Annotated in this window: 25 protein-coding genes; all 25 read right to left on the bottom strand. The window is 52.2% G+C overall.

The window, feature by feature from the left end; all coding sequences use genetic code 11:
* Positions 1 to 120: 120 nt before the first annotated feature.
* Positions 121 to 1404, bottom strand: coding sequence for a methionine gamma-lyase family protein (locus HGKM_RS05675; RefSeq protein ID WP_019134384.1), 1284 nt, complete (start codon positions 1402 to 1404; stop codon positions 121 to 123).
* Positions 1401 to 2351 carry a tRNA (adenosine(37)-N6)-dimethylallyltransferase MiaA gene (gene miaA / locus HGKM_RS05680; RefSeq protein ID WP_019134385.1) on the bottom strand — a complete coding sequence of 317 codons (951 nt, stop codon included), beginning with the start codon at positions 2349 to 2351 and terminating at the stop codon, positions 1401 to 1403. Before miaA ends, HGKM_RS05675 begins: the two co-directional genes overlap by 4 nt.
* An 8-nt stretch (positions 2352 to 2359) precedes the next feature.
* Complete coding sequence (mutL, locus tag HGKM_RS08295; RefSeq protein WP_019134386.1) at positions 2360 to 4255, bottom strand: DNA mismatch repair endonuclease MutL; 1896 nt, start codon at positions 4253 to 4255, stop codon at positions 2360 to 2362.
* Complete coding sequence (gene mutS, locus HGKM_RS05690; protein ID WP_019134387.1) at positions 4252 to 6897, bottom strand: DNA mismatch repair protein MutS; 2646 nt, start codon at positions 6895 to 6897, stop codon at positions 4252 to 4254. The genes mutL and mutS overlap by 4 nt, the downstream gene beginning before the upstream one ends.
* Before the next feature lie 70 nt (positions 6898 to 6967).
* Complete coding sequence (gene miaB, locus HGKM_RS05695; RefSeq protein ID WP_019134388.1) at positions 6968 to 8281, bottom strand: tRNA (N6-isopentenyl adenosine(37)-C2)-methylthiotransferase MiaB; 1314 nt, start codon at positions 8279 to 8281, stop codon at positions 6968 to 6970.
* Positions 8282 to 8360: 79 nt separating this feature from the next.
* A complete protein-coding gene (locus HGKM_RS05700; protein WP_019134389.1) occupies positions 8361 to 10550 on the bottom strand; it encodes a bifunctional 4-hydroxy-3-methylbut-2-enyl diphosphate reductase/30S ribosomal protein S1 in 2190 nt (729 codons plus the stop codon).
* A gap of 21 nt (positions 10551 to 10571) precedes the next feature.
* The gene (locus HGKM_RS05705; RefSeq protein WP_019134390.1) at positions 10572 to 11168 is read right to left on the bottom strand and encodes a lysophospholipid acyltransferase family protein; all 597 of its coding nucleotides are present in this window, start codon (positions 11166 to 11168) and stop codon (positions 10572 to 10574) included.
* On the bottom strand, positions 11156 to 11818 hold the full coding sequence (gene cmk, locus HGKM_RS05710; protein ID WP_019134391.1) for a (d)CMP kinase: 663 nt from the start codon (positions 11816 to 11818) through the stop codon (positions 11156 to 11158). The genes HGKM_RS05705 and cmk overlap by 13 nt, the downstream gene beginning before the upstream one ends.
* Positions 11815 to 13113: a BaiN/RdsA family NAD(P)/FAD-dependent oxidoreductase gene (locus tag HGKM_RS05715; RefSeq protein WP_019134392.1), complete on the bottom strand. Its 1299-nt coding sequence runs from the start codon at positions 13111 to 13113 to the stop codon at positions 11815 to 11817. Before HGKM_RS05715 ends, cmk begins: the two co-directional genes overlap by 4 nt.
* Positions 13114 to 13115: 2 nt before the next feature.
* On the bottom strand, positions 13116 to 13892 hold the full coding sequence (locus HGKM_RS05720; RefSeq protein ID WP_019134393.1) for a pseudouridine synthase: 777 nt from the start codon (positions 13890 to 13892) through the stop codon (positions 13116 to 13118).
* On the bottom strand, positions 13882 to 14454 hold the full coding sequence (scpB, locus tag HGKM_RS05725) for an SMC-Scp complex subunit ScpB (protein ID WP_019134394.1): 573 nt from the start codon (positions 14452 to 14454) through the stop codon (positions 13882 to 13884). Before scpB ends, HGKM_RS05720 begins: the two co-directional genes overlap by 11 nt.
* The gene (locus tag HGKM_RS05730) at positions 14408 to 15208 is read right to left on the bottom strand and encodes a segregation and condensation protein A (RefSeq protein WP_019134395.1); all 801 of its coding nucleotides are present in this window, start codon (positions 15206 to 15208) and stop codon (positions 14408 to 14410) included. The genes scpB and HGKM_RS05730 overlap by 47 nt, the downstream gene beginning before the upstream one ends.
* On the bottom strand, positions 15209 to 15832 hold the full coding sequence (locus HGKM_RS05735; protein WP_019134396.1) for a site-2 protease family protein: 624 nt from the start codon (positions 15830 to 15832) through the stop codon (positions 15209 to 15211).
* Between the two features lie 12 nt (positions 15833 to 15844).
* Entirely contained in the window at positions 15845 to 16468 is a 624-nt protein-coding gene (locus tag HGKM_RS05740) for an NUDIX hydrolase (RefSeq protein ID WP_019134397.1), read from the bottom strand.
* Positions 16469 to 18175 (bottom strand): DNA repair protein RecN, encoded by a 1707-nt coding sequence (gene recN, locus HGKM_RS05745; RefSeq protein WP_019134398.1) that lies wholly within the window; start codon positions 18173 to 18175, stop codon positions 16469 to 16471.
* Complete coding sequence (locus HGKM_RS05750) at positions 18175 to 18627, bottom strand: arginine repressor (protein WP_019134399.1); 453 nt, start codon at positions 18625 to 18627, stop codon at positions 18175 to 18177. The genes recN and HGKM_RS05750 overlap by 1 nt, the downstream gene beginning before the upstream one ends.
* A gap of 16 nt (positions 18628 to 18643) precedes the next feature.
* Complete coding sequence (locus HGKM_RS05755) at positions 18644 to 19624, bottom strand: polyprenyl synthetase family protein (RefSeq protein ID WP_081585161.1); 981 nt, start codon at positions 19622 to 19624, stop codon at positions 18644 to 18646.
* Complete coding sequence (xseB, locus tag HGKM_RS05760) at positions 19569 to 19826, bottom strand: exodeoxyribonuclease VII small subunit (protein ID WP_019134401.1); 258 nt, start codon at positions 19824 to 19826, stop codon at positions 19569 to 19571. The genes HGKM_RS05755 and xseB overlap by 56 nt, the downstream gene beginning before the upstream one ends.
* Positions 19807 to 21039: an exodeoxyribonuclease VII large subunit gene (gene xseA, locus HGKM_RS05765; RefSeq protein ID WP_019134402.1), complete on the bottom strand. Its 1233-nt coding sequence runs from the start codon at positions 21037 to 21039 to the stop codon at positions 19807 to 19809. The genes xseB and xseA overlap by 20 nt, the downstream gene beginning before the upstream one ends.
* A complete protein-coding gene (gene nusB / locus HGKM_RS05770; protein ID WP_019134403.1) occupies positions 21036 to 21428 on the bottom strand; it encodes a transcription antitermination factor NusB in 393 nt (130 codons plus the stop codon). Before nusB ends, xseA begins: the two co-directional genes overlap by 4 nt.
* Positions 21429 to 21458: 30 nt before the next feature.
* Entirely contained in the window at positions 21459 to 22016 is a 558-nt protein-coding gene (gene efp, locus HGKM_RS05775) for an elongation factor P (RefSeq protein ID WP_019134404.1), read from the bottom strand.
* A gap of 94 nt (positions 22017 to 22110) precedes the next feature.
* Positions 22111 to 23586: a YifB family Mg chelatase-like AAA ATPase gene (locus HGKM_RS05780; RefSeq protein WP_218916881.1), complete on the bottom strand. Its 1476-nt coding sequence runs from the start codon at positions 23584 to 23586 to the stop codon at positions 22111 to 22113.
* 26 nt (positions 23587 to 23612) lie between these two features.
* Positions 23613 to 24590, bottom strand: coding sequence for an RluA family pseudouridine synthase (locus HGKM_RS05785; RefSeq protein ID WP_019134406.1), 978 nt, complete (start codon positions 24588 to 24590; stop codon positions 23613 to 23615).
* Positions 24580 to 25260, bottom strand: a complete 681-nt coding sequence (locus HGKM_RS05790; protein WP_019134407.1) for a uracil-DNA glycosylase — start codon at positions 25258 to 25260, stop codon at positions 24580 to 24582. Before HGKM_RS05790 ends, HGKM_RS05785 begins: the two co-directional genes overlap by 11 nt.
* Entirely contained in the window at positions 25238 to 25735 is a 498-nt protein-coding gene (gene lspA / locus HGKM_RS05795; RefSeq protein WP_019134408.1) for a signal peptidase II, read from the bottom strand. Before lspA ends, HGKM_RS05790 begins: the two co-directional genes overlap by 23 nt.
* Positions 25736 to 25758: the final 23 nt, after the last annotated feature.

Raw genomic sequence — 25758 nt, forward strand, 5'->3', positions numbered from 1 at the left:
GTATTTCTCCTTTTAGAACATTTGTTCGATCTGTCTCTAGAATACACGAACAAATGTTCTTTGTCAAGAAAAAACAGAGAGAAAGTGAAAGAATCACTTTCTCCCTGTTTTTTGTTTATTTTATAATTCCTTGTCCAGAGATTCCAGGCTAAATAGAAGGGCTAATTTGGCTTGGTCATAGACCAATCCTCCCTGGTAGTAGGCAATATAAGGCGGCCGGAGGGGGCCATCGGCAGAAACTTCAATGGATGACCCGTCAATAAAGCCCCCGGACGCCATGATAACCTGGTCGCTGTATCCGGGCATGGACCAGGGATAGGGCACGACCTCAGCGCCCACACTAGCTGCCTTTTGGATGGCCCGGACAAAGGCAATAAGGCGGTCGGGATCCTGTAAAGCAATGGCCTGGATGATATCGGACCGGGGATCATCCATGGCGGGATAGCAGGTATAGCCCATATCCTCATAGACCTTGCAAAATAGGAGGGCTCCTTTTAGGGCTTCCATGGTCACATGGGGGGCCAGAAATAGGCCTTGGAGGGTGGTCCGTGTCGTCCCGAAGGTCAGGCCCGTATCCTTGCCCAGACCGGGTGCCGTCAGATGGTTCATGCACCGGGTGACCAGGTCTTCCCTACCTGCAATATAGCCGCCGGAGACAGCAATACCGCCTCCCGGATTTTTAATCAGAGAACCGGCTAGAATATCCGCCCCCACTTCCAGGGGCTCGCGGGTTTCGGTAAATTCCCCATAACAGTTATCGACCATCACGATGGCCTCCGGCTGGCGGGCTTTAATAAAGGAGATGGCCTGACCCAACTCATCAATGGTGAAGGCTCTCCGGTCCGTATAGCCGGTGGACCTCTGGAGTTCGACCAGGTGAACCGGATCCTTTAAAGCCAGGTCCAAGGCCTCATAGTCGATCCCTCCTCCCTCCAGGAGGGGGATGGCGGAGTAGTCAATCCCCTTTTCTAAAAGTGTCCCCACTTCCTCCCCTTTAACGCCAATGACTTCCTGGAGGGTATCGTAGGGCTGGCCCGTAACCGCCAGCATCCGGTCTCCCTTGGAAAGCAAGGCAAAGAGTACCGTAGAGAGGGCATGGGTCCCCGAGGCGATGGAGGGGCGGACGATGCAGGCCTGGGCACGAAAGACATCCCGAAAGATGGCCTCCGTTTTGTCCCGCCCGCTATCCCCATACCCATAGCCGGTAGCGGAGAAGAAGTCCGCCTGGGAGAGACGATTGTCCTGGAAGGCATGGAGAACTTTGAGCTGGTTATAGGAGCGAATGTCCTCCAGGGCCTGGAAGCGGTCTTTCAGACCGGCCTCGGCGGTTGAGACTCTTTCGATGGCCTCCTCCCCAATGCCAAAGGATGAAAGATAGATGTCATGCAGGTCTTTATTTTTCACTTTGTCGATTCCTTTTCTAAAAAATTTTTTGCTAACTCCACCATGGTCTCGAGGGCCTCTTCCCGATCCCGGTCCTCATTCAGTCTAAAGTGGTAGGCCTCCTTATAGCGTTTAAACCAGGTCACTTGTCGCTTGGCATAATTTCGGGAAAATTGCTGGATTAAGCGAACCATTTCCTTCTTGGTCACCAAACCGCGAAAATACCAGCCGACCTCCTGGTAGCCTATGGCTGAGGCCGCCTGGGACTTTCTGGGCCATCCCTCCTCCCGGAGCCTGCGGTTTTCCTCGACCAAGCCTTCATCCACCATGGAAAGAACGCGGTTATTGATAGCTTGGTAAAGGTCCTGACGGTCTTTTTCCAAAATAAAGATCAGGGGGTCCCAGCGGTTAGAGAAGGCCTCCTCCTGTTTTTTTTCCGACATGGGCTTCCCTGTCGTGTAGAAAATTTCCAGGGCTCGTATGATCTTCTTCCGGTCACCCGGAAAAAGGGTCCGGGCCGTGACAGGATCCACTTCAGCAAGACGGTCCAAAAGGACCTGGCCTCCCTCCCGATCATAGTCGGCATGGAGTTTCTTCCGGAGGTCCTCATTGATATTCAGCCCACCAAACTGGAAATCGTGGAGGATGGCATCCATATAAAGGCCGGTCCCTCCGACGAAAAGGGGAACTTTCTTTTCTTTACGGATTTCCCGGATGGCTTGGTAGGCCAGGCCCTGGTAATCTTCGGCAGTAAAGCGGTCACCGGGGTCGACCACATCCAGGAGATAGTGGACAAGGTCTCCCCTCTCTTCCTTGGTCGCCTTGGCTGTTCCAATGTCCATTCCCCGGTAGACTTGCATGGAATCCATGGAGACGATTTGGGCATCAATGGCCGTGGCCAGAGACAAGGAGAGGGAAGTTTTTCCCACCCCTGTCGGGCCAACTAAAAAAATAATCTTTTCTGGCATGGCCCCCCCTACTTATTCCTTAAGAAGCGGTTTTCCAAGTCTCTTTTGGTCCTCACGATGACGGTAGGACGGCCATGAGGGCAGGTCAAGGGATAGGCACAGGAGCGAAGGGCTTGGTAGAGAGCCTCCACTTCCTGGGGATGGAGACTATCCCCCTGCTTGACTGAAGCCTTGCAGGCCTTCATGGCCATCCGATCAAGCATATCCTCATGTCTTCTCCATTCCTGTGGGATATCCATGTCAAGGAGGTCTAAAAATACCCGGTCATCCCTGGGGCTCTTAAATAAAAGGGGAATTTCCCTCAAAAGAAGGGTCTTTTCGCCGAAGAGGTCGAAGCGGTAGCCCATCTCTTCCAGGGCCCTCCTTCGCTCTTCCAAACCGTTAAGCTGGAGGTCGTTGAGCTCCAGGGTCAAGGGCTCAAGAAGAAGCTGGACATGGGGCTTGGATTCCTTCATCTCCCGGCAGAAGCGTTCATAATTAACCCTTTCATGGGCCGCATGCTGGTCCATATAAAAGACTTTATCCCTCCCCCGGTCCTCCAAAAGGATATAGGTCTTGAACAGGATACCCACAAAGACCAGGTCATCATAGGGAGGAAGGGGGGAATCCTCTTTTTCCTCCCGGTCCTCATCCACCGGATTTCTCCTATTGATTGAAGAGAAAAAGTCCAGGACTTCCCCTTCATCCTCAAAGACTTCCAATGCCTCCTCATCGAAAGCCTCCAAATCAGATTCTCCCTTCTCGGAAAGCGCCGGATCCGGTCCAAAGTCGGGACCATAGGGCCGGTCCATTTCTCCCAGACTTGGGGCTCCCTTATCCGACCAGGCATAGGAGGAGACGATCTCCTTATAGGCGTCTTCGGAAGACAGGTCCCGAAAGAGGCCCTGGCGACTCGTCTGATCCTTCCCGTCAGGAAGAGAGGGCTTATGAGCAAGCGCTCGGGAAACCAGTTCTTTTAAAAGGTCCAAAAGCTCATCCGGAAAATCATAGGTAATCTTCTGCTTATTGGGATGGATATTGACTTCCAAGTTCCTGGCCTCGGTTTCAACAAAAATCTGATAGGCCGGAAAACGCCCGTTTGGGATGATGGACTTGAACAACCCCTCCATCTCATCCTGGATCCGGTCATCCAAAATATAGCGGCCATTGATATAGAGGAATTCCATCTGCCGGTTCCCCCGGTAAAAGGTGTTATTTCCGATTCGACCTCTTACCCTAAAGTGGGGGCTCTCCCCCTCGATGGGCAAAAGAGCATCAAAATAGGAACTTCCGAAAAGAACCAGGAGGTTTTCGTCCAGGGACCGGTCCTTGTGGGTCTGAAAAATCCTCTTGGTGTCACGAGTGAAGCGAATGGAAATCTTGGGGTTGCCGACGGCAAAGGCATACATGAGGCGGGAAATTTTATTCCCTTCTGCCTTGTCCGATTTCATGAATTTCTTACGAACAGGAAGGGAGTAGAAAAGATCTTCGACCACCAATTGGGTACCCACAGACATGGCTATGGGGTTGACTTCTTTGAGATTTCCCTCTTTAAAGGTGAATTCATAGCCGGAAGACTGGTCGGCCGTCCTTGTCCGACAGGTTACCTGGGCAACGGACAGGATGGAAGCCAGGGCCTCGCCACGGAATCCGAGGCTCAGGGTCTGGTAGAGATCCTCAAAATCCCTGATCTTGGAGGTAGCGTGTCGTTCGAAGGCCAAGGGAACCTGGTCCTTGGGAATCCCGGACCCGTTGTCGGTAATGACGATCTTCGTCTTTCCCCCGTCAAGAATCTCCACAGAAATATCGTCTGCTCCGGCATCAATGGCGTTTTCAACAGCCTCCTTCACCACCGAAAGAGGGCCTTCAATGACTTCACCGGCAGCAATTTTCTCTATCGTTTTTCCATCTAAGCGCTGGATCATCGGTCATCCTCCTCAATCATCTCCTGGGCTTGCCGGATGAAACCGTCCAAAGTCGTCAGGGCCTGGACCGGAGAAAGGGCATTAACATCGATCCGGGCCATTTCTTCAAGGAGGGCCCTTCGACGGAAGTCGGAAAAATCCTCCTGGTGGTCACTGGCCTTGGGAGTCTCTTTAACAAAAGACAGGTCATTAATGGCATCAATATTGGATAGGATGTAGTTGGCCCGGACCAGGATTTCCCCAGGTAAGCCGGAAAGTTTGGCCACCTCGATCCCGTAGGACCGGTCCGTCATCCCTTCAACCACCTTCCGGAGGAAGATCAGCTGTCCATCCTCCTCTTTGATATCCACCTTCCGGTTGCTGATGGAATTCTTCTTCCCCGCTAAACTCGTAAGCTCGTGATAATGGGTAGCGAAGAGGGTCTTGGGCCTCTGATGGGCATCCAGGTATTCCAAAATCGCATAGGCAATGGATAGGCCGTCGTTGGTTGATGTTCCCCTACCTACCTCATCCAGGACCAAAAATGAGGAGGAAGTCGCTTCTTCCAGGATTTCCGCCATTTCTTTCATTTCCACCATGAAGGTGGATTCTCCCCGTTGGAGGTGGTCGCGGGCCCCGATCCGGGTCAGGACCTTATCGGTAATGGGGAGGTCGCAAGATTTGGCCGGAACGAAGGCTCCCATTTGGGCCATAATCAAAATCAGAGCATTTTGTCGCATGAAGGTGGACTTCCCGGCCATATTGGGACCGGTGATGATCTGGATCCGGTTGTCCTTGGCCCCGATGTCCAGGTCATTGCCGATAAATTCTTCCTCCTGGATGACCTCCACCACCGGATGACGCCCTTCAATGATGGTGATCCGGTCTTGGCCTCCCTTATGGAAATGGGGCCGGACATAGTCCTCATCTGATGCCAATGTTGCAAGGGAAAGGAGGACATCCAGCTTGGCTAAAAGCTTTGCCGTGTCTTGGATCCGGATGGCCTGGTCCGAAATGGTCTGGCGGATCTTCTGGAAGATGGCATACTCCATCTCTTTGATTGCCGACTCATCTCCGGTAATTCGTCCTGCCTGGCTCTCCAGGTAGTCAGTGGTGTAACGCTCAGCGTTTTTCAAGGTCTGCTGGCGGCGGTAATCGGAAGGCACCTTGGAGAGGTTGGACTGGGTGACTTCAATGAAATAGCCGGCATTCTTCCGGTAGATGATCCGGAGGTTGCTGATCCCCGTCCTCTTTTTTTCCTCCGCCTCATACTTGACCAAGGCCTTTTTGGCTTCATCGGATCCTGACCGGATCCGGTCCAATTCCTCCGAAAATCCCGGCCGGATCATCCCCCCATCCGTAATCGTGATCGGGGGCTCATCGACAATGGCTCGGTCAATCAGGTCCTTAATATCGGACAAGCTATCGAGATGGCCAAAAAAGTCTCGAACAGGGGCGGAGTCGGTGGACTCCACCAGGCTTTGGATTTTGGGGAGGGGGCTTAGGGAAAGGGCCAGGGAGAGGAGGTCTCGAGCATTTCCCCTCTGGTAGGAGAACTTTCCCAGGAGCCTCTCCAGGTCATAGACCTTGGACAGGCTTTCTCGTAGGGGGAGGCTGAGGGTGACCCTGTCCTTGAAAGCTTCCACCAGGTCCAGTCGTTGGTTGATGGCATCCAGCTCCATTAAAGGCATATCCAGCCATTGGCCTAAAAGACGTCCCCCCATGGCGGTTTTTGTCCGGTCCATGATGTCAAGGAGACTCCCCTTCCGGGAATGGTTAAAGAGGTTCCGGTCCAGCTCCAAATTTTCCCGACTGCTGGCATTGACCATCATATACCGGTCGCTTTCCAGCCATTGAAGAAGGTTGAGGTGGCTAAGCTTGTCTTCCTGGAAGGCATAGATGTAATCCAAAAGAGAAGAGACAGCCATGGCAGCAACCAGGTGCCTCTCCACTTCTTTTCGACCGGTCGGTCCCAGGTAGTTTTCCACCCGGTCCCTAGCCTGGGCTGCTTTCTTGGGATCCACATCCAGCCGGCTAATAAAAACGGCAAGCTTTTCTAAAAATAAGGAGACCTTCTCCAAAATCTCCCGGTTGTTCCCATCATTCAAAAGGAGGATTTCCGAAGGTTTGATCGTGGCCATCCAATTGTGGGTGAAGGTAACAGGGTCCTCAACCATGTCAACTTCTGTTGTAGCGATTTCCCCCGTGGAGAGGTCCGCATAGCAAAGAGCCGCTTTTTTTTGGTAAAAATAGAAGCAAAGGAGAAAGTTGTTCTCCTTTCCTTCCAAGGCATCCGCATCGGTCAGGGTGCCCGGGGTCAAGACCCGGGTTACCGCCCTTTTCACAAGGCCGACCGCCTGGGCCGGATCCTCCATCTGGTCCACAATGACGACCTTGTAGCCCTTGTCGACCAATTTGGAGGTATAGGAATCGATGGCCTGGTGGGGCACGCCACACATGGGGGCCCGGTCTTCCAGACCGCAGTATTTTCCGGTTAAGGCAATTTCCAAGACCTTGGATCCGACTTCCGCATCTTCAAAAAACATCTCATAAAAATCACCCAGTCGGTATAGAATCAGGGCATCCGGATAGGCTCTTTTTGTGGAAACGTAGTGCTGCATCATGGGCGAAAGGGATTCAAAATCAATATGGTCCCATACCATAGGTCCACCTCCTTTCTATTTATCTAATCGTATAATTATTATTTTTGATGAAGATCATCTTCTTCTTTTATCAATTTAAAACCCTACCCATGAGGGCAAAGGAGTTGGCCTCCGTAACTTCCACTTGTCGGATTTGTCCGACCAGGTTTTGGTCTCCGGGAACATGGATGAGGTGGTAGCCGGAGTCCCTTCCGGAAATCTTCCGGGGATCATTCTTTGACTGACCATCAAAGAGAACCTCTACCCTCTTGCCTACCATGGCCTGATTCTTTCGGTTGAAAATGGGATAAAGGACATCGCAGAGTTCCTGGTAGCGACGGGATTTAATGGTGTCGGGGACTTGGTCCTCCCTCTCCCCCGCCCGGGTACCGGGCCGGACAGAATAGATGAAGGTAAAGGCGTTATCATACTCCACCTTCCGGCAGAGGTCCAAGCTGGCTTGGTGGTCTTCCTCGCTTTCGCCCGGGAAACCCACGATAATATCGGTAGTGATGGTGATGTCCGGAACCGCCTTCCTCAACTTATCAACAAGGGCCAGGTAATCTTCCCTAGTATAGTGACGGTTCATTTCCCGGAGGACCTTATCCGACCCTGATTGAAGGGGAAGGTGGAAGTGCCGTTCAATATTGGGATATTTAGCAATAACATGGATAAGATCATCCGACAGGTCCTTGGGATGGGAGGACATGAAGCGGACCCGGTCGATTCCAGGAGTTTCGGCTACTTTCGCAAGAAGGGAGGGAAAATCGACTTGGAAGTCCTTTCCATAGGAGTTGACATTCTGCCCTAGAAGGGTGACTTCTTTGTAGCCGGCTTTAGCCAAAAAGTTCACCTCTTCTAAAACTTCTCGGGGAGGCCGGGAAGCCTCTCTTCCCCTGGCATAGGGAACGATGCAGTAGGAGCAGAAATTATCACAGCCGGTCATGATGTTGACATAGGCGGAAAAAGAACTTTTCCGGTCGAAGGCAAGGTCCAGGTCGGACCCATCCACCGAATAGGTGGAAGTATCGAAGACCCTTCCCTCCTCTTCCAGTTCTTTCAAAAGGATGGGGAGCTTCTCGATATTCTTGGTTCCAAAAACCAGGTCCACTTGGGGATACTTGTCCCGAATAATATCCCCTGCAGGCCCTGTCTGCATCATGCAGCCGGAGACGGCTAAGATTCGCTTGGGATCGGCCTCCCTCCAGCCCTTTAAGGCACCCACCTGACCAAAGACCTTGAGTTCAGCATTTTCCCGGACAAGGCAGGTATTAAATAAAATAAAATCCGCTCGGTCAGGACTCTCCGTCTTCTCATAGCCCAAATTCTCCAGAATGGCGGCTATCCGCTCGCTATCATGGTCATTCATCTGGCAGCCATGGGTGATAATATGGTATTTCCTCATTTACAGGTCCTCATCTCGAATAAAAAGAGGAAGCAGAAGCCTGCTCCCTCGTAAGATTGATTTTCATAAACGTCTTGATTTACTCTTCAGAGGAAGTTTCCTCGATATTTTCCACTTCTTCCGAAGATTCAGCAACTTCTGCTTCTTCATTTTCAAGGTCTTGGGCAGGAGCGCTTTCTTCGGTCTGTCCCAGCTTGGCCGCAATCAGGTCACCCAGGTTGGTTCCGATATCCGAAGAGGATTCAAAGTCAATGGCCACCTCTTGCTTCTTGGGCGCCTGGTCTTTCTTTGGCGCTCTCTTGGGCTTGGATTCTCCGGCATCCTTGGCAGGTCTCTCATAACGGGAGAAATCCTGGGCAGCCGTTCTTCCGGCATCTTCCTTCTCCTCAGGTTCCTGAAGAGCACGGGCGGAGAGGGCGATTCTCTGGCGATCCATATCGATGTCAAGAATCTTTACCTCGATCGTATCACCGATGTTGAGCTCATCCGAAGGCTTCTCGACATGGTGGTTGGCAATCTGGGAAACATGGATCAGGCCTTCAACACCTTCTTTCAGACGGACGAAGGCACCGAATTCGAGCATATTGACGACAGTCCCGGTGACCACATCCCCGGCCTTGTTGTTTTCAGCGAAAACATCAAAGGGTTTGGGTTGGAGTTGCTTCAAACCGAGAGAGATACGGTTGCGTTCACGGTTGGCTTTCAGAACAACGGGTTCCAGTTCCTGGCCTACAGTAAGAACATCGGAGGGCTTATCAATTCTCTGCCATGCAATGTCGGAGACGTGGATCAATCCATCGACCCCACCGAGGTCAACGAAGGCACCGAAGTCGGTCATCCGAACGACCTTGCCCTTGATCTGCTGACCAACGACGATGTTTTCCCAAACATCATCCAGCTGCTCTTCACGGACGGCACGGCTGGATAAAACAACACGGCGTTTTCTCTCGTCAATCGAAAGGATTTTACAATCCAAAGTCTGACCAACAAATTGTTTGAAGTTTTTTACAAAATAAGTGGTAATTTGTGATGCAGGAATAAAGCCATTAATGCCCATCACTTTCACAACAAGACCGCCGCGGTTTTCTCCGCTGACGTAGGCTTCAACGGTTTCGCCTGCTTCAAACTTATCCACTAATTGCTGCCAATGTTTCAGCCCTTCAACACGACGTGTCGACAATGCCACATTGCCGTCACCATCATCCAATTTGATGACATAGACGTCGATCTCGTCCCCTTCATGGAAGGCCTCTTTCGGATTTGCCTGTTCTTCATCCGTCATTTCCTCGGACTTGATGATCCCATCTGCCCGGAATTGGATGTCAACGAACACCTCATCCTCTTTTACGGTAATGACTTCGCCCTTGACGATATCTCTCGGGGAAATTCTCACCATACTGTCTTCGATTTGTTCCATGAAATCTTCACTTGTAAAATTGTCCATTCCTTTGACGACCTCCTCAATAATCCAATCTGGTGTCGAAGCACCAGCTGTAATCCCTATTCTATTAAAAAATGCCCATCTTTGCAAAGATAATTCATCAATTTTTTCGATTTTTACCACATTCGGGCAGTATTTCCGGCAAACTTGGTAGAGTTTTTCCGTATTCGAGGAATTCCTTCCTCCAATGACGATCATGGCCTCCGATTCTTGGGCCAATTTTCTGGCCGCTTCTTGACGGTCCCGGCTGGCATTGCAGATGGTGTTTTTCATTATGCCGGCATTATGGTTTAAAATTCTTTCCCCAACCGCCTCAAAATAGTCCTTCCGGTTGGTCGTTTGGGAAATGATAAAAAGAGGGCGGTCCGCTTGGAATTTCTCCCCCTCTTCCTCCGTCCGGATCACTTTGGTATCCGGATCAAGGTAGGACTTCATGGCTTCAACCTCAGGGTGGTCGGGATCTCCAATGATGACCACCTGGCGGCCCTCCTCATTCGCCTTTTGCGCCTGTTTATAGATGCTTAAAAGGATGGGGCAGGTTCCATCCACCAGCTGGAAACCACGGGCCTCCATCCACTCTTTTTCTTCTTTTTTTATGCCATGAGCCCGGAGAATAAGAGTGGATTGGGGGTCAATCTCTTCCAGTTCACCAAAGTCTTCGATGACGGAAATCCCCATTTTCCTCATCATCTCCACATACTGGGGATTATGGACAAGGGGACCATAGGAATAGACTTTTCCACCTTCTTTTACCGCCTCTTGGGCCTTCCGATCGATCCGGCTAACGCCAAAGCAGAAGCCGGCGGAATCGGCCACTCTAATTTTCATCCTCTCCTCCTTCTCCTTGGTCTAGTCCTTCTGGGAAAAATCGCTGATCGGATAATCCGTAGCATAAATAGCATTGAAGATTTTCTGTGACAGGTAGGGACGCTGGTCCTTACGGGGCAAGGCCTTTACCTCCTCATAGTCCAAATAATCCCGGTATTCTACGGTTATCCTCCCACGAAAGCGGTAGTCGGCTTGGATATGGACCGGAAGAAGCTTGCACTGGGTCCGTTGAAGGAAGAGACCCACCCCCTCTTTCATATTGCGGGGATCCACCTCCTTGACCCGGGTTCCTTCCGGAAAGATACAGAGGGTCTCCCCTTGTCCCAGCCGGTGGATGATGGTCCGGATGGTTTCCATTTCCACCTGGTCACGGTTAATGAATATGGTCCCCATGGACCGGTAGAAAAAGGCCAGTCGGCTCTTCTCCAATTCTCTTTTTCCAACGAAGGTGATCCTGCCCGGATAGGTCACAGCCATGACCACGATATCTAAGATGGATTGGTGGTTGGGGCAAATGATCAAGCCCTCCTTAGGGTCGGACGTAGGCCGGTTGACCACCTTGATCTTAAAGGCAAAAAAGCATAAAAAGCGGAGGATGGCCCGGACTACAAAGTACATTGTTTCTCCTCCCAGAGCCCCTGGATCTTTTCCAGAACCTGGTCAATGGTCATATCCGAGGAATCGATGAGGATGGCATCTTCCGCCGGCCGGAGGGGAGAAATGGCTCGATGGCTATCAAAATCATCCCGTTTCTTGATGGAGACAAGAAGGGCTTGGTAGTCCATGGTAGATGAGGATTTATCATCTTTCAACCGTCTTTGGGCCCGAACTTCAGGGGAAGCCGTCAAAAAAATCTTGAGAAGGGCATCCGGGAGGACCACTGTTCCAATGTCCCGTCCGTCGAGGATGACCGGGCGGTCACCGGCAATCTTCCTCTGCTGATCCACCATCTTCTCCCGGACCTTTTTATAGGAGGAGACCGGAGAAACGGCCCTTGTCACTTCATCAGTTCGGATTTCTCTCGTACAAACTTTTCCGTTGACCAGGATGTCTCCATCATTGAAGGTGATCTCCACCCGGTCGAGGAGGCGGTTTACTTCCTCCTCATTCTCGGGATCAACACCGGATTCCAGAGCAAAAAGGGTAATAGCCCGGTACATGGCCCCCGTATCCAAGTAATCCATATGGAGACGGTCTGCGAGTAAGCGGGCAATGGTAGACTTTCCGGAGGCGGATGGCCCGTCTATGGCAATAGCTTGTCGTTTCATATTTCCTCCTGATCTTCATCAATGAGGGATTGACCGGCGGAAAGTCCGGCCAAGTAACCCGTAGAAAAAGCAATTTGCAAATTGAAACCTCCGGTCATGGCATCCACATCCATAATTTCTCCGGCAAAGTAAAGGCCGGGACAGATTTTGGATTCCATGGTGGAGGGGTTGATTTCCTTGACGGAAATTCCACCCCGGGTGACCACCGCCTGATTGAAGCCTTCCAGGCGGGAAAATGTCAAGGGAAAAGCCTTGAGGAGGTCAATGAAGCGACCTTCCTCCTCCAGGGTCATCTGGTGGAAGGGCTTGTCCCCCTCCATTTCCCCCAGGTCCAGAAAAATGGGAACCAAGGATTTCGGCAAGAAGGAGGAGAAGAGGGTTTTTAGGGACCGGTTGGGCCCCTGATCCCGCTCTCTTTTCAAACGCTGGGAGAGAGCCATCCGGTCCAGGGCCGGCTTGAAGTCCAAGCTTAAGTCCAGCTTGTCCAGGTCTTTCCCTGATAAAAGGGAGGAAAGAGTCAGGACAATGGGACCGGAAATACCCCGGTCGGTAAAAAGGGCTTCTCCAAACTCCGTCCAGGTCTTTTTACCCAGTCTGGCTTCCAGGCTTACATGACGAAGGCTCAAGCCTTGAATGGAGGGAATCCAGGGGTCCCCTAGGCGGAAAGCCACCAGGGAGGGAGTCATGGGAGTGACCCTATGGCCCAACTTTCTCGCCAGGTCATGGCCCTCCCCCCTGGACCCGGTGGAGGGATAGGAAAGGCCCCCTGTGGCCAGGATGACCTTTCGAGCATAGACGGTTCTCTCCCCTCTCCCTCGGTCAAAAGTGAGTTTGAAAAGATGAGGCCCTTGTCCCGGTTCTTCCACCCGGTCCAAAGCTCTGAGCCGGCAATTCTTCCTTAGGCTGACCCCCTCTTCCTTCAAGCAGGATTCCAGGGCACGATTAATATCCGAAGCATGGTCTGAGGAAGGGAAGACCCGCCCTCCCCTCTCTTCCTTAAGGGGGACCCCTTCTGCCTCAAAAAAAGCCATGAGGTCCCGGTTGGTCATGGCGTGAAAGGCCGAATAGAGGAACTTGGGATTTCGGGTCACATTTTTCTGAAAAAGGTCCATGGAGACCGTGTTGGTCAAATTGCAACGGCCCTTCCCGGTGATATAAATTTTCTTTCCTAATTTTTCATTGCCATCAAAAAGGGCGGTGTCCACCAACTTTCCGGCAGCGATCCCGGCCATGGATCCGGCCGCCCCCATGCCAATGATGGCGAGAGGAAGGATAGGCATCTTGTCATTTCCCATTGTTAATTATTCCCTTTCCGAACCATGCTTGCCCACTCTTCCAGAGCGGAGATCTCTTCGGGACGGGCGGGCCGGTATTGTCCGGCACGAAGTCCGCCAATGTTCAAGGGACCCAGTCGAACACGAATGAGTCGGATTACCTCATAACCCAGGCCCTGAAAAAACCGGCGAACCTCCCTCTTCTTCCCTTCATGGAGGATGATTTTGACCAACTGACCATTCCCACTTCCTTCGGGAGGCCAATCCGTCAATGCATAGGAGCGACCATCAATCTCCTCTTTGGTTAAAAATTCCAAATGGTCCGGCCGGTAATGGATCCCTCGAAAGGTCAATCCAGCACGGGTCCAGGCCTCATCAATAGCCGGGAGGGGGCGGTCCAGGAAGACCCAATACTCCTTCTCCATTTGGTAGGAGGGATGGGCGATGGTCTGGGCCAGATTTCCCCTATTGGTCACAAAAAGCAGGCCCTCGCTGTCAAAATCCAGACGGCCCACTGCAAAAAGAGAATCCATCTTGGGCAGGTCATCATAGATCAATCGACTGTGGAAGGGGTCGTGGTGGGATACCAGGACCTTTACGGGTTTATGGTAGAGAAAAAAAACCTCCTCCTCCATCCGGACCTCCTTACCATCAACCCGAATGCAGTCGCCGGCTTGGACCTGGTAGGAGAGGTCCCGGAGGACCTCCCCTCCAACCATGACCCTCCCCGCCCGGATATAGTCTTCTGCCTTTCGCCGGGAAGCCAGACCGCACTTGGCCAGGTAGCGGTTAATCCGCATCGGACTTTCCTTCCTCTATTTCATGGATGGCCTCCTTTACCGCTTCAAAGCTGGGGAGGTCATCCAATGAGGCAAGGTTAAATTTCTCTAGAAATTTCAGGGTAGTCCGGTAGAGGATGGGTCTTCCCGGCTGGTCCAAACGGCCTGCCTCCTCCACCAAGCCCTTCTTCATGAGGGTATCGATGGAGGAGGAAGAAGTCACCCCGCGAAGATTATCAACGTCGATCCTGGTCACCGGTCCCTCATAGGCAATAATGGCCAGGGTCTCCAGGGAAGAGTTGGTCAAGCGGTCTTTCCTGGTCTCAGCAAAAAGGCGAGATAAGGCAGGAAAATGGTCTGCTCGGGTGGTCAGCTGGGCGGACTGGTCATAAAAGCGAATGACCAGACCCCGACCCTCCTCATTAAAGTCCTCTGCCATCTCTTCAATGATCTTTTTGACTTGACCCGGTGTCATCTCCAAAACTCTTCCGATTTCAGAAAAGGCTAGAGGATCTCCCCAGGCAAAGAGAAGGGCTTCAATGATTCCCTTCGTTTCCTTCTCTTCCATCTTCATCTCCTTCATGGTTTTCCTCCTTCACTTCTTCCAATCGGTCCCTGTCCAGAACTTCCACCTGAAAGGCCATCTCTCCTTCTTTTTGCCAAAGCCGGATGGACTGGGTCCGGGTCATCTCCAGGAGGGAAAGAAAGGTGGCAATAGCCCTGGGGCGGTTGTATTGGGCAAAGGGAAGGAGGTCAAAAAAATCAAAGTGCTGACCGGTCCGGAGCTTGTCCCGGATCTCTGCCGCCACTTTTTCAACGGGGTACTTTTCCAAAGAAAGAATCCGGTAGGCTTGAAAGTCCTCCTTCTCCCCCTCCTCTTTTCGAGCGATTAGGGCTTGGAGGGCAAAGTAAAGGGCCCCGGGATCCTCAGGAATGACCTCTTCTTCCTGACGATAAGCCGCTCCATCTTCCGGAAGCTTTCTGAAAATCAGTCCGGCCCTATCATAAGCCTTAGCCAGTGCACTTGAGATTTCCTTGTAAACTTGGTAGCGGACCAGACGTTCAATCATCTCCTCCCTGGTGGGAAGGTCATCGTCCGTATCCTCCTGGTCCTTGACCAGACTCCTGGCCTTCATCAGGACCAGGAGGGCCGCCATCCGGATAAAGTCGGAGACCTCCTCCGGGGGAATGGTCAGCCTCTGCATGGCTTCCAGGTAGTCCTCGGTAATGGAGGAGATTTCAATATCGTAGATATTTATTTTTGAATCTTTGATGAGGTCGAGAAGAAGGTCCATGGGGCCCGAATAATGAGGACCATTGACTTGAATACCAGCCATCTAAACACCCATAAAAAGAGAAAGCATAAAAGAAAAAATCCGGTCCATGATGGGGATCATGAACTTGGATAGGGCTCCTGTGAAAACCAGGGCGAGAAGAACATAGTTGAAATAGCGCTCTCTTTGAGAAATCCAAAAGGACCATTCATCCGGGAGGAAGGACATGACGACCTTGGATCCATCCAGAGGAGGAATAGGAATGAGATTGAAGACGGCAAAGGAAACCCCATAAATGGCAATATAGGTCAATAGGGCATCCAAAAGGGCATAGCGTCCATAAAATAGGGAGAGAAAAAAGAGGGCCAGGAAGGCGGAAATCAGGTTGATGGTCACACCAGCCAAAGAGGTGGTAAGGAGACCTAAACGGCGCTTCCTGAACCGGTAGGGGTTGATGGGGACCGGCTTGGCCCAGCCGAAGCGGAAAACCAAGAGGGAGAGGAGTCCTATCCAGGAAATATGGGGGATGGGGTTCAAGGTCAGTCGACCGGCCTCTTTAGCCGTAGGGTCGCCATTGGCATAGGCCACCGCCCCATGGGCTAATTCATGGGAAACGATGGTATAGAGGAGGGCAACCATCATGGCCACCGTGTCGATTAAATCCAGATTTTCCAAATTTCGAAACATGAAGGCCTCTTTCTATTGCTTGCCACCATCCTCTGCTTGGTCTTCCTGACGTTTTTTTAAGTAGCTTTCCCGATTGGGCAGGAAGCATTCATAATAAGCGTGTTGGATAGCGATGATGGATTTGGCATCAACAATATCAAAGTTCTTAACCATCTCAAAAAGTTCCTCTACGGGGTATTCCTCCACCTTTAAGAACTCCGTTGCGTCCAAGTCCTTTGGACTATATTTTAGGTCCTGGGCAAGAAAGAGAGAAAGCTTTTCGTTAGTAAAGCCCGGCGAGGAATAGGCATCGAGAAGGTAGACCATCTTTTCCGGCTGACGGTCGATTTCTTCCTGAAGCTCGCGTACAGCCGCCTCCTGGGGACTTTCCCCCGGGTCGACCAGGCCGGCCGGGATTTCCAAAAGGACCTCCCCCACACCGGCACGGTATTGGCGGACCATGAACATAGTTCCCCGGTTAGTCAGGGCAATAATCCCGACGCCCCGGGCATGGAGGGCGATCTCCCTCTTGGCATATTTCATGTTGGGAAGCTCCACCGTATTCACCTTTAGGGTGATGATTTTTCCATCGTAGATGGTTTCGGATTTCACCGTTGTCTCCATCATGCTTTCCAAGCGTTCTTCTTTCTCCGCCATTTATTCCCTCCTCTCGCCCGCTCCCCTTGCCTTGAGCTCCTGGGCTTGATATAACATTTCTTCCGCTGATCTTCTTGTCGTATTCGTCAGCCTGGCCCCGCCGATCAAACGGGCCTCCTCTTCAACCCGCCCCTGGAAGTCCAGGGCTCGGATGTAGGAATAGGTGAAGGTCTCTTCCACCTTCTTGTCAATCTTCAGGTGGTGATCAGCTAAAGCAGCAATTTGTGGAAGGTGGGTGATGACCATAACCTGTCGGTCCTCGGATAATCGGCTGATCTTCTCCGCTACCACTTGGGCTGTCCGTCCGGAAATTCCCGTATCAATCTCATCAAAAATCAGGCTAGGCAGGTCCTGGATTTGAGCAACCACAATCTTGAATGCCAACATAAACCGTGACATTTCTCCGCCGGAGGCGACCTTGGATAGGGACTCGGGAGGTTGGCCCGGGTTGGTGGAAATCATAAAATCCACCTCATCCCGTCCGTCCGGCCCTACGATTTTCTCCTGAAAGTTAACAAGAAAGTCCACCTTTTTGATGGCCATCTCCTGGAGTTCTTCCCGGATCCGGTCTTCCAAGTGACCGGCGGCTTCCTTCCGGAGGCGGGAAAGCTGGCCGGAAACAGCCTCGATTTCCCCATCCAGGCCCTTGACCTTGTCGATAAGGGTTGACCGAAGGCTTTCAACGGATTCCAATTCCTTCTTTTTTTTCTCTGCCCTTTCCAGGTAGGCTAAAATTTCCTCAAAGGTCTGGCCATATTTTTTTCGAAGGGATTGGAGGGTCTGAAAAATTTCATGGATCTCCGCCATCCTCCGCCCATCCAGAATAATATTGTCCGAATAAGATTCCACTTGATCTTCCAGAGCCTCGGCCTCTGCCTCCATCTGCCAGGCCAGGTCTTTCATGGCTTGGCTATCCGGATCCTTCCGATAAAGGTCTTCCAAAAGGTGGGCCATGGACTGGAGTCCCCAGCGGAGGGACTGGCCATCCGACCGGAGACCGGAGAGAACCTGACCGGCCAGTTTGGCCCTTTCCTCAGCAGAAGCCAGGGTCTTGTATTCCCGGTTTAAAGCCTCCTCATCAACCTCCTCCAAATTGGCCTCTCGGATTTCTCCGATTTGGTAGGCCAGGAGATCTTTCTCCCTGGCCAGCTCATCCGGAGCCAAGTCCAGGTCATCAAGCTTTGAGAGGTAGACCTTCCGCTTCCTGAGCAGGGCTACGAGTTGACCCTTGAGATCCTCAGCCTCTTCCCCCAGATAAGTATCCAGTAAGGGGAGGTAGCGGTCCCTGGTCTTCAAAAGACTTTGGGCATTTTGGGCATGGATGTCTATGAGGTAGTCGCTCAGGGACCGGAGAAGGTTCCGAGAGATGGCCATGTCGTTGACCCGCTGGCTATTCCCCCTCTTGTCCATGGACCGGCGGATCAAAAAACTCCCCTCCTCATCCCAGGGAATGTCATTTTCATCCAGAAAGTGGCGAAAGTCCGGAGAGAGTTTCTCCATGCGGAAGAGGCCTTCGACCACCAGGTCCCGGTCGGGATCCCGACGCATTTCACGGTCGATGGTCCCCCCCATCAGGTACTGGATGGCAGAGACAAAGAGGCTCTTTCCTGATCCGGTTTCGCCGGTCACGACCGTTTCCCCCTCCCGGATATTCACTTTCCAGTCCTGAATCAGGGCAAAATTTCTTATCCGGAGTTGGTCCAGCATTACTTTAAGAGCTCCTGAATATCCTTAATGGTATTTTCAATCTGAGACTTATCATCTACGGCAACAAAGATGGTATCCATTCCTGTAACCATGCCTTCAATATTATTGAGCTTGGCATTGGTAATCGCCATCCCGCAGACCGCCGCGCAATAGAGGACGGTCTGGATGATAATCAGACTGTCATTGTGGTGAACGGAGAGGACCGCCGAGCGAAGGATGTTGGTCAGTCGCTCATTAAGGGAATCTTGGATGGGGTCCAGTACCGTATATTTATAAAAGCCATTGGGCAGTTGAATCTTGGTAATCCGGAGCTCCTTGATATCCCTGGAAATGGTAGCTTGGGTGGCTTCTACTCCTTCTTTTTTCAAGAGTTCCGAGAGTTCCTCCTGGGTCTGTACGTTGTTATTTTCAATTAAGTCCAGGATCAACCGTTGGCGGTTATATTTTTTCATCGTTTCATCCTCACTTCTATTTTTTGCGCTCAACTAAGGCTCGGGCGAAATCCCGCATGAGGCTTGGCCGGCCAAAGCCCTCCAAAAGGGCCAGGGCCTCTTCCGTTTCCCCTTTCAGAGCCAGATCCAGGCCCTCCAGGCCAAGGTCGTCGGCTAGGGTCCTTTTCTGATTCTTTTGATCTTCTGCCCGGTCAAAGACGTCATCCTTCATTTGATAGGCCATGCCCAGGTGGTAGCCGAAGGCGCCGGCCCGGTCTTCCTCCTTGGAATGCCCACCGGCCAAAATAACCCCCATCTGACAGGCCGCCATGAAGAGGGCACAGGTCTTCTTTTCCACCATAATTCGGGTCCAGGTTGGGTCTTGGATGAGGTCAGGGCGGAGGTCCAGGGCTTGACCGCCCACCATCCCATGGAGTCCGGAAAGACGGTAGAGGACCTCCATGGCCCGTGTGACCCTCTCTTTTTCCTCATGTGGAGCCTTCAACAAGGCCTCCAGGGCCACTTCCATGGAGAGGTTGAGGAGGCCGTCCCCTACAAGGATGGCCCGGTCTTCCCCAAAGCGGACATGGCAGGAAGCCTGTCCCCGGCGGAGGCGGTCATTATCCATAGCAGGCAAGTCATCGTGAACCAGAGAATAGGAATGGATCAATTCCAGGCTAATCGCCAGGTCAAGAAGGGCAGGCCGGTCCGTGGGGTCAGTCCCCAATAAACCATAGGCCAGGGCCATCAAAAAGGGTCGGACCCTTTTCCCTCCAAAGGAAGCGTAGGTGTAGGCCTCCCCCATCTCCAATTGCCGGCCCATCGATCGGAGCTCTTCCTCCGACATTCTTTTCCCGCCGGCTTCATTGAAGGAAGAAAGCCAGGCAGGATCCAAGCGGGAAAGAATCGCCTTTAAACGTTCGTCAAAGGTCTGGGTGAAATCCTCGTGGGCCTTCTTCCAGTCAGTCCATCCGGCCATGGTCCGGTCTCCCTTCCAAAGAAGAATCCAGGGTAACATCCACCTCTTGACCTTCCAGCTGCCGGACGGAAAGTTCGGCTTCCTCCAGGCGGTCTTCCAATCGATCGGCCAGGGCCTTGGCCTCTTTGTAGATGGCCAGGCTTTCTTCCAAGGAGTGGTCTCCTTGGAGGGATTCAACCAGCTTTTTCAGCCGGCCCATCCCCTCTTCAAAAGTCAGCTTATCATCGGTTGTCGGAGTCATTTTTCACCTTCTTTTCTACGGCAATTTGATAGGTGTAGGCCATGGATTTCATGAGATAAGATTGGTCGACAAGAACCTCCTCATCTCCTTGAACAGGCTTTCCGTCCAGTTGAAAGACCGACCAGGTCTGGCTCCGAAGGGCTTGATTCTTCTTCTCCAAGGCTTTCTGATAGCCCTTATCGGCCAGGGTCTTAAGCCGGCTAAGTGACTTCCTCTTTCGGTCCAGTTGGTCCCGCATGGACCCTTCCAACTGCCCCTTCATCCGGCTCAGGGCGAGGAGGGAGTTGTGGATCCGAACCCCGGGATGGAGGCTTTCTGTCTGCTGGCGGTAACCATAAAGGACCCGACTCCTCCGGTGGATATTTTCCAAAGTGGTCGCCCGAGCCCGTCCCATCCAGCCATCCACTTCCTGGAGGATCTGGAGGCGGTCCGGGGTGACTAAAGAAGCCGCTTCCGTCGGGGTTGAAGCTCTCCGGTCGGCGGCCAAATCAGAAAGGCTGGTATTCACCTGGTGGCCAATAGCAGTAACCACCGGAATGGGTGATCGGGCGATGGCTCGGACCAGGGCCTCCTCATTGAAAGCGGAGAGGTCCTCGCCGGATCCCCCGCCACGAGCAATGACCAAGGCATCAATAGGTCTCTGACCGGAGAATTTCACCAGGTCCACCATGGCCCGGATGATTTCCCCGCTGGCCGCCTGGCCCTGGACGGAAGCCGGGGCAAAGTAGATGGGGACTAAGGGATAGCGGGCGTTGACTTCATTACAAAAATCATGAAGGACCGCCCCGCTGGCTGAAGTCACCAGGCCGATCCCCCGGGGATAGCGTTTTAAAGGCCGCTTCCGGCCCGGGTCAAATAAGCCTTCCTCCGCCAGTTTCTTTTTTAGGGCCATAAGTTCCAAGAGCCTGGCTCCTTGGCCGATGGGTTCGATTTCGGTCACCCGGATCTGGTAGATTCCCCCGGCCCGGTAGAGGGCCAGGGAACCGGAGACCAGGAACTCCATCCCCTCTTGGATTATGGACCGGTCCAGTGACCGGTCAAAGGAGACACAATGGATCAGGGAATCCTCATCCCTAAGGTCAAAATAGAGGAAGCGGGCTTTTTTCAGGTTGACCACCTGGCCCCTGACCAGGAGCCCTTGAAGGTGGACATCCCGCTTAAAGAGGCTCTCCAAGTAGAGGGTCAGCTGGGATACGGTGATGGCCCTTCTCATTGGTCGCTCACAATCCCTGACAGGACCCCGTTAATAAAGCGGTAGGCCTGGTCATCCGAGAAGCGTTTGGCAATATCTACGCATTCGTTGATGGTCACCGCATTGGGAATATCCTTCATATAGAGGATCTCGTTCGTTGCCACCTGAAGGATGGCCTTATCGATCAAGGTTAGTCGGTTCAAAGACCATCCGACCAGGCGACCTTCGATCCGCCGGTTGATTTCCTCCCTGTGGTCGCTTAGAGACTGGAGGGACTCATTCAAATAGGCATTATCCTTAGGCAGGCCGTGACTCTCCAAGCGGGCAGGAATATCCTCAATCTCACATTGATTGGACAAGACCTCATAAGTGATTTTTACCAACCACTCTCTTTGCTCCGCACGTTTCATCCTAGGCCTCCTCCGTTATAAATTGAGAAATTATACACGAGACAGGTATTCGCCGGACCGGGTATCGATCTTAATGACATCGCCGATATTCACAAAGAGGGGGACATCAAAGGTAGCCCCGGTCTCCACAGTGGCGGGCTTGTTGGCATTGGTGGCCGTATTCCCTGCGACACCGGGTTCGGTCTGGGTCACTTCCAGCTCGACAAAGTTGGGAGGGGCCACGTTGAAAGGCTTGTTCTGGTAGAAGCGCATGGTGACGGAATCCGACTCTCTGACGTACTTCATGGCTTCTTCCACCATGGACTCTTCCAGAGGGATCTGCTCATAGGATTCGGGGTCCATGAAATAGTAGAGGTTCCCATCCTTGTAAAGGAACTGCATCTCACGTGTTTCAATCCGGGCTTCTTCAAACTTATCGTTGGGGTTGAAGGTCACTTCTTTGGACCCCCCGGACATGACGGAACGGATCTTTGACCGGACAAAGGCGGCCCCCTTGCCGGGCTTCACATGCTGGAAATCGATGATCTCGTAGACATCATTCTCGTAAACAAAAGTGGTTCCTTTTCTTAAATCGTTGGCTGAAATCATAATTACCTCCTCATAGAAATAAATAGTCAAAGCTATTATAACAATTGTTTCATTATTATACAATCTTTCCGGAAAATTCTGTATAAAAAATGCTCTATTTTTCCCAGTATTTATAGCGTGCCCGGCGGTATTGGAAGGCCTCTGCCAGGTCTTCCTCGGAAATCTTCTCACCAGCTCGTAAAATACATAGGCTAGCAGCCAGGGCGAGTAATTTATTCAGACTTCGGGAGGAAAGATGGAAGAAGACGGAAATTTCTTCCAACAGAGCCTTTCCTCCTGGGCTGACTTTGGGAGGCCATTTCTCTTTCACCTTCATGAATTGGATCCGGTCTCTTCCCTCCTCCACTTCCTCCCTCATCTTTGTTGAATCCTTTTCTTTATTAGAACTTTTCCCGGTTTTATCTACTGGTCCTACTTCAAAAACCATATCAAAGCGGTCAAGGAGGGGCTGAGATATTTTCTCCCGGTAGGACTTGACCTGAAAAGGTGAGCAGGCACAATCATGGTCCTCTGCCCCATAATAGCCACAAGGGCAGGGATTCATTGCTGAGAGAAGGAGAAAGTCCGAGGGGTAGGTTCGGCTTCGGTGGTTCCGGAGAAGAGAGATTTCCTTCCGGTCCATAGGAAGACGGAGGGCATCCAAGCACTCGTTTGAGAATAGGGGGAGTTCATCCAATACCAGGACACCCCGGTGAGCCCTAGTAATCACCCCCGGTTGGATGGGACTGCCTCCCCCAACGAGTCCCGCCCTGGTGATGGAATAATGGGGCATAAGAAGGGGTGGTCGGGTTGAGAGGATCTCCTCTTCCTTTCCGGTGAAAATAGACCGGACCCCCATGACCTCCCGTAGGGCCTGACCCTCCAGGTCAGGCTGGATGGTTCCAGCCCTTTCCAGGGCCATGGATTTTCCATTCCCCGGCGGACCAATTAAAAGGAGGTGGTGGTGACCCAGGGTTGAAAGGACCATGATTTTTTTGACCTGGTCTTGCCCCTTCATTTCCTTGAAGTCCAAAAGACCATCCTCCTCGCCTCCCTGATTTTTGACAAGATTACGATGGGGACAAGGAAGGATCTTTTCTTCTCCCCGGAAGTGTCGAAGGAGGTCAACCAGGCTATTAACAGGATAAATGCGAATACCTTCAATAGTGGAACAAATCCTGGCCTGGCTTTCCTCCAGAAAGATCTCCTCCACCTGGCCGACCAATCCCAGGACCATTTGAAAAACACCGGCGATGGGCCTGAGGCTCCCATCCAGTCCCAGTTCTCCGACAAAGGCGGCACGGGCGCATCGTTTAGGGTCAACCAGTCCCATGGCCGAAGCCAGGGCCATGGCGATGGGAAGGTCCCATTGGGTCCCGCTTTTTCGCTCATCAGCGGGAAAGAGGTTAACCAAAATTTTTCCGGGCGGCAGGGCGATTCCCGAGGCCCGCATGGCAGAGCGAACTCGTTCCTTGGATTCTTGAATGGAGGGGCCGGCCAGGCCAACAATAGAAAAAGCGGAGAACCCACCGAGGGTCTCCGCTTCCACCTGAACAATCCCCACCGAAAGACCGTCAAGCTGACAGGTCATGGTGCGTCCTAACATAAGTTTTCCTTTCATTCATTCAAACACTGACTCCCTTTCCAAGCCTCCGGGAAGCCCAGCTTGTCCAAAACTTGCTGGAATTCCGGATCCGGGTCCGCTTCAAAACTCACCCATTGACCGGTCCGGGGATGAGAAAAAGCGACTTTCCAGGCATGGAGCATCTGGTGGCTGGTCCTGATCTTCTGTTTACGGAATCCGTAAACCCCGTCTCCGACCACCGGGTGGTGACAATGGGCCAGGTGGACCCGGATTTGATGGGTCCGTCCTGTTTTAATTTCCACTTTCAGGAGGGAGGCCTTTGGCTGGTGAGCAAGGCAGGAAAAAGTGCTGATGGCTTCCTTACCTCCTTCAACCACAGCCATCTTCTTCGGATTGGCAGGATTCCTTCCTATGGGAAGGTCCACGCGGAAATCCTCTACCGGCCAGTCTCCCTCCACCAAGGCCAGGTAGGTCTTCTTGACCTCCCGGTCTTGGAAGGCTTGTGCCAGGATCCGATGAGCCGAATTGTTTTTGGCAACGATGATGAGGCCCGAAGTTTGGGCATCCAGGCGGTGGACGATGCCGGGCCTCTCTTCTCCGTTGACATTGGAGAGGGTGAGACCCTCTTTCTCCCGGAGGTAAAGCAAGCCATTAACCAGAGTTCCTGACCGGACCCGGTCGCTGGGGTGGACAATCAATCCGGCTTTTTTATTCACCACCAGGAGATCTTCATCCTCATAGATCAGGTCCAAGTCCATGGCTTCCGGTTTGATTTCTTCTTTCACAAAAAAGACCCGGTCCAGGTCCACATGGTCCCCATAGGCAACCGGGCTTGAGGGCTTGACGGATTCCCCATTGACCAGAACAGCCCCTCTTTTGATAGCTTGGGCGATCTTTGACCGGGATAGGTCTTCGAAGCGGTCCGCAAGGACCCGGTCCAAACGGTCTCCGACTTCCTCCTCTTCCAAAAGATCAAAGGCGATCCAAGCCTCATTTTCCTTATTCATCATCCGGAATCCTCCAATCGACCGGGTCCTGACCGACTTCTTCTAAAAATCGGTTGATTTTCGAGAAGGGCCGGGATCCGAAGAAACCCCGGTAGACGGAAAGTGGAGAAGGATGGGCAGAAGAAAGAACCAGGGATGAGGGGTTGGTCACATACCTGGCCTTGGACTGGGCAAAACGACCCCAAAGAAGAAAAGCCAGGGGCTTATCTCGCCGGCCCAGTTCCCGGATGATCCGATCGGTCAGGACCTGCCAGCCGATATTCGCATGGGAGTTTGCCGCATGGGCCCGAACCGTCAAGGACGCATTCAGCAGAAGAACCCCCTGCTGGGCCCAGACCGTCAAATCTCCGTGCTTGGGCGGGCTGATCCCCAGGTCCTCCTCCAACTCCTTATAAATGTTCTGGAGGGATGGCGGGATGGGTACGCCTTTTTGAACGGAAAAGGAAAGACCGTTGGCCTGTTTGGGTCCATGGTAGGGATCCTGGCCCAGAATAACCACTTTACAGTCTTTAAAAGGAACATACTTAAGTGCATCAAAGATGTGGTCAGCCGGAGGGTAGACCCTATAGTGGCGGTATTCTTCAATAAGCAGGGTCCTCAACTCCTGATAATAGGGTTTCTGCCATTCATCGGCCAGGATCTCATCCCAGTCATTCCCGATCTGTACGGTCATGGTCTTCCCCTCCTTTCTCTTTGTTCTCTTCGCTGAAAAAGAAGAAATAGATGAGAAGAAAAATAACGCCAAGGCTGACAAAACAATCCGCGACATTGAAAACGGGGAAGGAATAGGTCCCGAAATGGAGGCTGATGAAATCCACGACGAAGGAATGGACCAAGCGGTCGATGACATTGCCGATGGCCCCACCCACGATGAAGGCTATGGAAAAGTCAACCAGGCGGGATTTCCCTTTGAGTTCTTTTTGATAGAAGTAAAGCAGACCGATAACAATGGCTAAAGCTAAGACGGGATAAAAAGGAGCCAGGGCCTGGCCCATTCCAAAGGCCACCCCCCGATTCTCCAAATAGGAAAATTCCATAAAAGACCCCAGAACCGGAATCCTCTTTCCGGAAGCCAGGTTTTCAACCACCCACCACTTGCTGACCTGGTCCAGGACAATGACCACCAAGCTAATCACCAAAATTGACATAAACCACCATCCTTATCATAAAG

The organism is Kallipyga massiliensis ph2 (genome assembly GCF_000311985.1).
Lineage (GTDB): Bacteria > Bacillota > Clostridia > Tissierellales > Peptoniphilaceae > Kallipyga > Kallipyga massiliensis.

Bases quoted from the DNA above. Each gene is read 5' to 3' on its own strand.
- miaA (WP_019134385.1), bottom strand. From the start codon at position 2,351: ATGCCAGAAAAGATTATTTTTTTAGTTGGCCCGACAGGGGTGGGAAAA.
- mutL (WP_019134386.1), bottom strand. From the start codon at position 4,255: ATGATCCAGCGCTTAGATGGAAAAACGATAGAGAAAATTGCTGCCGGT.
- mutS (WP_019134387.1), bottom strand. From the start codon at position 6,897: ATGGTATGGGACCATATTGATTTTGAATCCCTTTCGCCCATGATGCAG.
- miaB (WP_019134388.1), bottom strand. From the start codon at position 8,281: ATGAGGAAATACCATATTATCACCCATGGCTGCCAGATGAATGACCAT.
- HGKM_RS05700 (WP_019134389.1), bottom strand. From the start codon at position 10,550: ATGAAAATTAGAGTGGCCGATTCCGCCGGCTTCTGCTTTGGCGTTAGC.
- HGKM_RS05705 (WP_019134390.1), bottom strand. From the start codon at position 11,168: ATGTACTTTGTAGTCCGGGCCATCCTCCGCTTTTTATGCTTTTTTGCC.
- cmk (WP_019134391.1), bottom strand. From the start codon at position 11,818: ATGAAACGACAAGCTATTGCCATAGACGGGCCATCCGCCTCCGGAAAG.
- HGKM_RS05715 (WP_019134392.1), bottom strand. From the start codon at position 13,113: ATGGGAAATGACAAGATGCCTATCCTTCCTCTCGCCATCATTGGCATG.
- HGKM_RS05720 (WP_019134393.1), bottom strand. From the start codon at position 13,892: ATGCGGATTAACCGCTACCTGGCCAAGTGCGGTCTGGCTTCCCGGCGA.
- scpB (WP_019134394.1), bottom strand. From the start codon at position 14,454: ATGAAGGAGATGAAGATGGAAGAGAAGGAAACGAAGGGAATCATTGAA.
- HGKM_RS05730 (WP_019134395.1), bottom strand. From the start codon at position 15,208: ATGGCTGGTATTCAAGTCAATGGTCCTCATTATTCGGGCCCCATGGAC.
- HGKM_RS05735 (WP_019134396.1), bottom strand. From the start codon at position 15,832: ATGTTTCGAAATTTGGAAAATCTGGATTTAATCGACACGGTGGCCATG.
- HGKM_RS05740 (WP_019134397.1), bottom strand. From the start codon at position 16,468: ATGGCGGAGAAAGAAGAACGCTTGGAAAGCATGATGGAGACAACGGTG.
- recN (WP_019134398.1), bottom strand. From the start codon at position 18,175: ATGCTGGACCAACTCCGGATAAGAAATTTTGCCCTGATTCAGGACTGG.
- HGKM_RS05750 (WP_019134399.1), bottom strand. From the start codon at position 18,627: ATGAAAAAATATAACCGCCAACGGTTGATCCTGGACTTAATTGAAAAT.
- HGKM_RS05755 (WP_081585161.1), bottom strand. From the start codon at position 19,624: ATGTTACCCTGGATTCTTCTTTGGAAGGGAGACCGGACCATGGCCGGA.
- xseB (WP_019134401.1), bottom strand. From the start codon at position 19,826: ATGACTCCGACAACCGATGATAAGCTGACTTTTGAAGAGGGGATGGGC.
- xseA (WP_019134402.1), bottom strand. From the start codon at position 21,039: ATGAGAAGGGCCATCACCGTATCCCAGCTGACCCTCTACTTGGAGAGC.
- nusB (WP_019134403.1), bottom strand. From the start codon at position 21,428: ATGAAACGTGCGGAGCAAAGAGAGTGGTTGGTAAAAATCACTTATGAG.
- efp (WP_019134404.1), bottom strand. From the start codon at position 22,016: ATGATTTCAGCCAACGATTTAAGAAAAGGAACCACTTTTGTTTACGAG.
- HGKM_RS05780 (WP_218916881.1), bottom strand. From the start codon at position 23,586: ATGACCTGTCAGCTTGACGGTCTTTCGGTGGGGATTGTTCAGGTGGAA.
- HGKM_RS05785 (WP_019134406.1), bottom strand. From the start codon at position 24,590: ATGATGAATAAGGAAAATGAGGCTTGGATCGCCTTTGATCTTTTGGAA.
- HGKM_RS05790 (WP_019134407.1), bottom strand. From the start codon at position 25,260: ATGACCGTACAGATCGGGAATGACTGGGATGAGATCCTGGCCGATGAA.
- lspA (WP_019134408.1), bottom strand. From the start codon at position 25,735: ATGTCAATTTTGGTGATTAGCTTGGTGGTCATTGTCCTGGACCAGGTC.